The following is a 6322-nucleotide window of genomic DNA, read 5'->3' on the forward strand; positions in this document are numbered from 1 at the left end:
ATTATAAGTTTTTAAAAGTTTCTTCCAAATGTTTCGTATAATCTTCTTTAAAGATAACGATATTTTCTGGTGTTGCGCCTTTTTCTACATCATGAAAATGGAATCCGTTTACGCGTTCCATTCCTGTAAATTTATTCATTTTATGAAAACCAAACATTACGCCGTCGTCAACAGAAGTTTCTTCGAAGAATTCTCCGGGCAATGTAAACGCTGTTTTTGGAGCATTCCAACTGGTTGTCAGCATATATTTACGACCGTGTAAAAGTCCGCCTGTTCCGTAGTTAATGTCTGGATTTACGCGGCTTCTTCCGTCACTTTTATAGATTCCGTTGTTGTGTCCTTGTGTAAAAACATCATCGATATATTTTTTAAAAAGATTTGGCAGTTGAAACCACCAAACGGGTGTGTGATAGATAATTAAATCTGCCCAAACGAATTTTTCTACTTCTTCCTGAAGATCGATATTGTCTTCGATATGAGTTGTTTTTATTTCGTAATTATTGTTTTTTGAAAGAAATTCAACTGTCCAGTCTTGAACTGTTTTATTGAATTGTCCACCTGAATGCGCGAATTTTTGGCCGCCGTTGATTATAAATATTTTTTTCATTTTAAAATTATTGTTTCTTTTGAAAATGGATGCGTGAGGGATAGCAGTGGAAATCCTTTTGTGTCTCGTTTTTTAACGAGACACAAAAGATTGTAACGGATAGCCCGACCCGGAGGGACACGCCCAAATTCTAATTATTTAAATTTTGAGATTGTTTTTAACACATAGAAATATAGATTTTCTTTCTTGAAAAGGAATGAAAAGAAACTAGTTTCTAACATATAGTCCCGAAGCCTCGGGATATGTTAATGAAAGTGAAACGCCTTTAACCACAACAAAAAAACTATGTTTCTATGTGTTTAAAAGAATATTATTTAAGTTTCGAAATTGCCTGATTAATGAAATCTAATTCTGAAACTGATAAATCGAAATCCATTGTTTTTGCATTTGAAATTGCTTGTTCTGCATTTCTAGCTCCAGCCAACACTATTGCGATTCCTTTTTGTAAGCTTGTCCAGCGTAAAACCAATTGCGAAATTGAAATGTGTTTTGCGTTTGCCAGCGAACTTAGTTCTTCTACCAAAGTTTTTACTTTTTGAAGATCAAACTGACCGAAGTAACCATTTCTATGATCGTTTTCTTTTAGTTTACCGTCTGTGAAATATTTTCCAGTCAATAAACCTCTTTCCATTGGACTGTAAGCAATAATTCCGATGTTTTCAGCCACTGTAAACGGAATTAAATCGGTATCAATTTTGCGGTTCAGCATGCTGTACGCCACTTGGTTTGAAGTAATTTGAACTGTTTTTTGTGCTTCCTTAATTTGAGAAACATTATAATTACTTACTCCAAATGCTCTAATTTTTCCTTGTTGTATTAAGGTTTCTACAGCTTCCATTGTTTCAGAAATTGGTGTTGTAGCATCTGGCCAGTGAATTTGTAAAAGGTCAATGTAATCAGTTTGAAGGCGTTTTAAACTTTCTTCTATTTCTTTTATTACATTTTCCTTTGATGAATATTTGTATACAGGAACTTTTTTTCCGTTGTCATCAGCATCAAAAAAGAAATCTCCTTTTCCGTTATTACTTCCGTCCCAAACCAAACCGAATTTTGTAAGCAGTTGAACTTTAGAACGATCTTGACCTTTAATAGCTTCACCAATCATTTCTTCACTTAAACCGAATCCGTAAAAAGGAGCAGTGTCGATTGTAGTTACGCCATGATCTATAGAAGCGTGGATCGAATCGATTGAATCTTTCTTTTCGTTTCCGCCCCACATGGTTCCGCCAATAGCAAAAGCGCCGTATGTAATAGTTGATAATTCAAGTTCTGAGTTTCCTAATTTTCTATATTCCATGATATTGTATTTTTAAATCTTAAATTTCACTTGGCAAAATTATACTGTTTTTAGGACTATTAATTTGTATATATTTGTCTTTTTTATGTAAATTTGCAACTTCAAATAATTATCAGTGTCATGAAAAAAGAAAATTTGTACGAACCTTTTACGGTTTCTTTTGAGACTTTAGATGAATATCCAGATGTTGGTGATCGTCATAATTTCTTTGAATTGGTCTATATTTTAAGCGGAACAGGAATGCAGTGTATCAACAAAAATATTTTTGAATATGATGCTGGACATATGTTTTTATTAACGCCTGAGGATTGTCATAATTTTACAATTGAAACAGAAACTAAGTTTTTCTTTTTGAGGTTTAATGATATTTATTTGAAGAATTCAAGTCTGCAGAACGAAAATATTCAGCGTTTGGAATACATTCTGCAAAATGCTAATCATCAGCCAGGCTGTATTTTAAAAAATGATGCCGATAAATGTCTGGTTAAAGTAATGATCGAAGCAATTTGCCGAGAGCATAATGATAAAGATGTTTACAATCAGGAATTGATTCAGCAATTGGTAAATACTTTGATTATTATTGTAGCAAGAAATATTGCTAAATACCTTCCTGAGCAAGTAAATATTGGCACCGAAGGAAAAGCAATGGATATTCTGCAATATATTCAGAATAATATTTATTATCCTGAGAAGATTAAAGCAGAATCTATCAGCGATTATTTTGGAATTTCGAATACGTATTTAGGCCGTTATTTCAAGAAACATGCAAGTGAAACGATGCAGCAATATATCAGTAATTACAAAACAAAACTGATTGAACATCGTTTACAGTTCAGCGATAAGCGTATTAATGAAATTGCTTATGAATTTGGTTTTACTGATGAAAGCCATTTCAATAAGTTTTTTAGAAAACAGAAAGGATATAGTCCGTCTGAGTTTAGAAAGACGATTCGATTGAGTGCTTAATAATGGCACGCAGATGATACGGATTGTGGCGGATTGTGGTGGATTTTGTAAAGTTGAATTATGAATAGGAAGGAAGCGAAAAAAGTTATTGCGGTTTATGAAATGCAGAATTTGTCAAATAATGAAAAACTTGAAATTTTAGAATATAATTATTGGTTTTTTGGAGATAAAGAAGGAATAATCGCGGCTATCAAAGAAGGTTCTTATCCTAAAATTTCAGAGAATTTAATAGAGATAATTCATAAAACTCCAGATCCACTTCTTAATGTTGAATCAGAAGGTTTGGTGGTTAATTATTTGGTAAACAGATTAAAATATGTAACCAATTTATATCTGGAGACAAAGCTAAAAAGTATAAATACAAATTTCAATGATGAAATTTTTGGTGATGTAGAAAGAGCCGGTTTATGTCCTTGCTGTGAATATTATTCTATTGATTATGGAGAAGACGGTTTGTGGGATATTTGTCCTGTTTGTTTTTGGGAAAATGGAGGAGATGGAGCAAATGATGTGACTTTAGAAGAAGCAAAATTAAATTTTGAAAAACTTGGAGCTATAAATGAAGGATCTCTAAAATTTGTAGATAAGGAAGGTACAAGTAAATACAATAAAAAATAGTAGCAATTATTTTTGCTGCGGATTAAATTATAAACGCGATTTAAATGATGCTTCTTTTGTGTTTTTTAAATAATTTTCTTGATTACTCTTAGTTTGTGAGTGTGTTTATTCAATTCAGGATTATAAATTCCGGTGTGGTCTAAACGGTCAATACGAACTTTTCCGCTTGCGTGAATGATGTAATTGTTGTCCATTATAATCCCGACGTGAGTAATGTTTCCTTCATCGTTATCAAAAAACGCTAAATCTCCCGCTTCACTTTCCTCAATAAAGCTTAAAGGTTCGCCATCAAGTGCCTGTTGTGAGGCATCACGATGAATTTTATAGCCATTTAATTTGTAAACCATTTGCGTAAAACCAGAACAATCGATTCCGAAAGGTGTTTTACCTCCCCATAAATATGGAGCATTCAAATACATAAAAGCTGTATTTATAAGTGCACTTTTAGGTTTGATGCCACTTGTTTTTGTTCCCTCAAAATCAAAATTAGAAACATTGATTTCGCTGTTATTTAGAAATGATAATGAAGCTCCTAGTGGAATTGGAAGTAATAAATTGTCGGGAGCGGTGATGTAATCAATTAAATCGGCATTTAAGATAATCGCCTCTTTACTCAATTGATTGAAATTTGCCTCAGAAATTACCTGATATTGTTTTGAATCTACCCAGCCTTCATAGTCATCAAACTGAATTCTTATTTTAGCCCATTGATTATGGCGTTCTAAAATTTCGATATGCTCGCCAAACAAAAGTTGTGTAACGATTTCACTTCTGTCACTTGGTTCAGATCGAACGGGTACTATAGCTAAATTGCAAATTCCGAACATTTAAGGAAATTTATAAGTTAAAAATTAGGAGTTATAATTTGTGATAACTCCTAATTTTAGATAATATTATTTAAGCTCTTTCGATAACAATTGCAGATGCGCCACCGCCTCCGTTGCAAATTGCAGCGGCACCGGTTTTAGCATTGTTTTGTTCTAAAACATTTAGTAAAGTTACAATAATACGCGCTCCTGAACAACCCAGCGGATGTCCTAATGAAACAGCGCCTCCATTAACGTTTACCTTTTCGTTATCTAAATTTAAGATTTTGGCATTGGCTAAACCAACTACAGAAAATGCTTCGTTGAATTCGAAATAATCAACATCTGAAATTGAAATTCCAGCTTTGTCTAATGCTTTTGGTAATGCTTTGGCTGGACTTGTCGTAAACCATTTTGGTTCTTGTGCAGCATCTGCATAGCCTTTTATGTAGGCTAGAGGTTTTAATCCTAATGCATCTGCTTTTTCTTCAGACATTAAAACTAACGCTGCAGCTCCGTCATTAATTGTTGATGCGTTAGCAGCGGTTACAGTTCCGTCTTTTGTAAAAACAGGGCTTAAAGATGGAATTTTATCTAATTTAACATTAGTATACTCTTCGTCTTTTGAAAATATAATTGGTTCTCCGCGTCTTTGCGGAACTTCAACAGGAACAACTTCATTGTCAAATTTTCCAGAATCCCACGCTTTTGCACTTCTCTCATAAGATTGAATAGCAAAATTATCCTGCTCCTCACGGCTGATGTTATATTCAGTTGCACATAAATCAGCGCAAACTCCCATTGCGTTGTTATCGTAAGCATCTGTTAAACCATCTTTCTGCATTCCGTCAAGCATTGTAGCTGGACCAAATTTATTTCCTGCACGCATTTGTACGTAGTGTGGAATTAAGCTCATGCTTTCCATTCCGCCTGCAACAACGATTTCAGCATCTCCACAGGCGATAGCCTGTGCGGCAAACATAACCGCTTTCATTCCAGAAGCGCAAACTTTGTTTACAGTTGTAGCGGCAACTTCTTCAGACAAACCAGCAAAAAGAGCTGCTTGGCGAGCTGGAGCTTGTCCAACGCCGGCCTGAATTACGTTACCCATAAAAACTTCATCAACTAATTTTGGGTCTAGGTTAATTTTTTGAAGTGCTCCCTTAATTGCGGCAGCACCTAATTTTGGTGCGGGTACGGTAGATAACCCTCCCATGAAACTTCCGATAGGTGTTCTAACGGCAGAAACGATAACAACTCTTTTGTTCATTTTCTGTGTAATATTAGTTAATAAAGCAAATTTACTCTTTATTTGAATAAATTCAAATTTTGTGTAGAATAGGGTGATTTTAAATTGAAGATGAAATTTTTGTTAATTCTATTTGTTTGATTGTGAAGTGTTTTTAAAAAAAGATTAAAAAAACTTAAAAAAAAGCGTAAAAATAGTTGTGAGAAATGGAATGTTGTCTTACATTTGCAACCGCAAAACAGAACACGTTTCTTGAGCTTGGAGAGGTGCCAGAGCGGTAATGGAGCAGATTGCTAATCTGTCGACGGGTAACCGTCGCCAGGGTTCGAGTCCCTGTCTCTCCGCTTAAATTTTGCCTTCGGGGTGTAGCGTAGCCCGGTTATCGTGTCCCGATTGAGATCGGGAAGATCACAGATACGAATCTATGACTAAAGCTCGGGGTGTAGCGTAGCCCGGTTATCGCGCCTGCTTTGGGAGCAGGAGGCCGCAGGTTCGAATCCTGCCACCCCGACTAAAACTTTGCCATAAAGTTTTAAAACAAATGGACGCATAGCTCAGCTGGATAGAGCACCTGCCTTCTAAGCAGGCGGTCGAAGGTTCGAATCCTTCTGCGTTCACATCAAAAGCCACTCAAATCGAGTGGCTTTTTTGTTTTGCATAAAAATGGTTTTTGATCACGTAGCTCAGCTGGATAGAGCATCCCGATTTTTAATCGGGACGGTCGAAGGTTCGAATCCTTCTGCGTTCACATCAAAAGCCACTCAAATCGAGTGGCTTTT

At 35.3% G+C, this 6322-nt stretch carries 6 protein-coding genes and 4 tRNA genes; 6 read left to right on the forward strand and 4 right to left on the reverse strand.

Features of this window, described 5'->3' with window-relative positions; all coding sequences use genetic code 11:
• Position 1: 1 nt before the first annotated feature.
• Positions 2-607 carry an NAD(P)H-dependent oxidoreductase gene (locus EDB96_RS07985; protein WP_113679454.1) on the reverse strand — a complete coding sequence of 202 codons (606 nt, stop codon included), beginning with the start codon at positions 605-607 and terminating at the stop codon, positions 2-4.
• A 310-nt stretch (positions 608-917) separates the two neighbouring features.
• Positions 918-1904, reverse strand: coding sequence for an aldo/keto reductase (locus EDB96_RS07990; protein WP_134140072.1), 987 nt, complete (start codon positions 1902-1904; stop codon positions 918-920).
• A 120-nt stretch (positions 1905-2024) separates the two neighbouring features.
• On the opposite strand from EDB96_RS07990, the gene EDB96_RS07995 reads away from it, so the two are divergent.
• Both EDB96_RS07995 and EDB96_RS08000 read left to right on the forward strand, forming a co-directional pair.
• On the forward strand, positions 2025-2870 hold the full coding sequence (locus tag EDB96_RS07995; RefSeq protein WP_134140074.1) for an AraC family transcriptional regulator: 846 nt from the start codon (positions 2025-2027) through the stop codon (positions 2868-2870).
• 60 nt (positions 2871-2930) lie between these two features.
• Complete coding sequence (locus tag EDB96_RS08000; RefSeq protein ID WP_208326186.1) at positions 2931-3488, forward strand: CPCC family cysteine-rich protein; 558 nt, start codon at positions 2931-2933, stop codon at positions 3486-3488.
• 65 nt (positions 3489-3553) lie between these two features.
• Here the strand turns inward: EDB96_RS08000 and EDB96_RS08005 are convergent, their stop codons facing one another.
• Both EDB96_RS08005 and EDB96_RS08010 read right to left on the reverse strand, forming a co-directional pair.
• Positions 3554-4315, reverse strand: a complete 762-nt coding sequence (locus EDB96_RS08005; RefSeq protein ID WP_134140075.1) for a C40 family peptidase — start codon at positions 4313-4315, stop codon at positions 3554-3556.
• Positions 4316-4385: 70 nt separating this feature from the next.
• Complete coding sequence (locus EDB96_RS08010; RefSeq protein ID WP_134140076.1) at positions 4386-5564, reverse strand: acetyl-CoA C-acyltransferase; 1179 nt, start codon at positions 5562-5564, stop codon at positions 4386-4388.
• Positions 5565-5803: 239 nt separating this feature from the next.
• Here EDB96_RS08010 and EDB96_RS08015 point away from each other — a divergent pair.
• The 4 genes from EDB96_RS08015 to EDB96_RS08030 all read left to right on the forward strand — a co-directional run bounded on the left by EDB96_RS08015 (position 5804) and on the right by EDB96_RS08030 (position 6291).
• Positions 5804-5887, forward strand: a tRNA-Ser gene (locus tag EDB96_RS08015).
• 92 nt (positions 5888-5979) lie between these two features.
• Positions 5980-6054 (forward strand) — tRNA-Pro (locus EDB96_RS08020).
• Between the two features lie 32 nt (positions 6055-6086).
• Positions 6087-6160, forward strand: a tRNA-Arg gene (locus EDB96_RS08025).
• A 55-nt stretch (positions 6161-6215) separates the two neighbouring features.
• Positions 6216-6291 (forward strand) — tRNA-Lys (locus tag EDB96_RS08030).
• Positions 6292-6322: the final 31 nt, after the last annotated feature.

Origin of the sequence: Flavobacterium sp. S87F.05.LMB.W.Kidney.N, from assembly GCF_004366435.1 — a bacterium.
In the GTDB taxonomy this organism is placed as follows: domain Bacteria; phylum Bacteroidota; class Bacteroidia; order Flavobacteriales; family Flavobacteriaceae; genus Flavobacterium.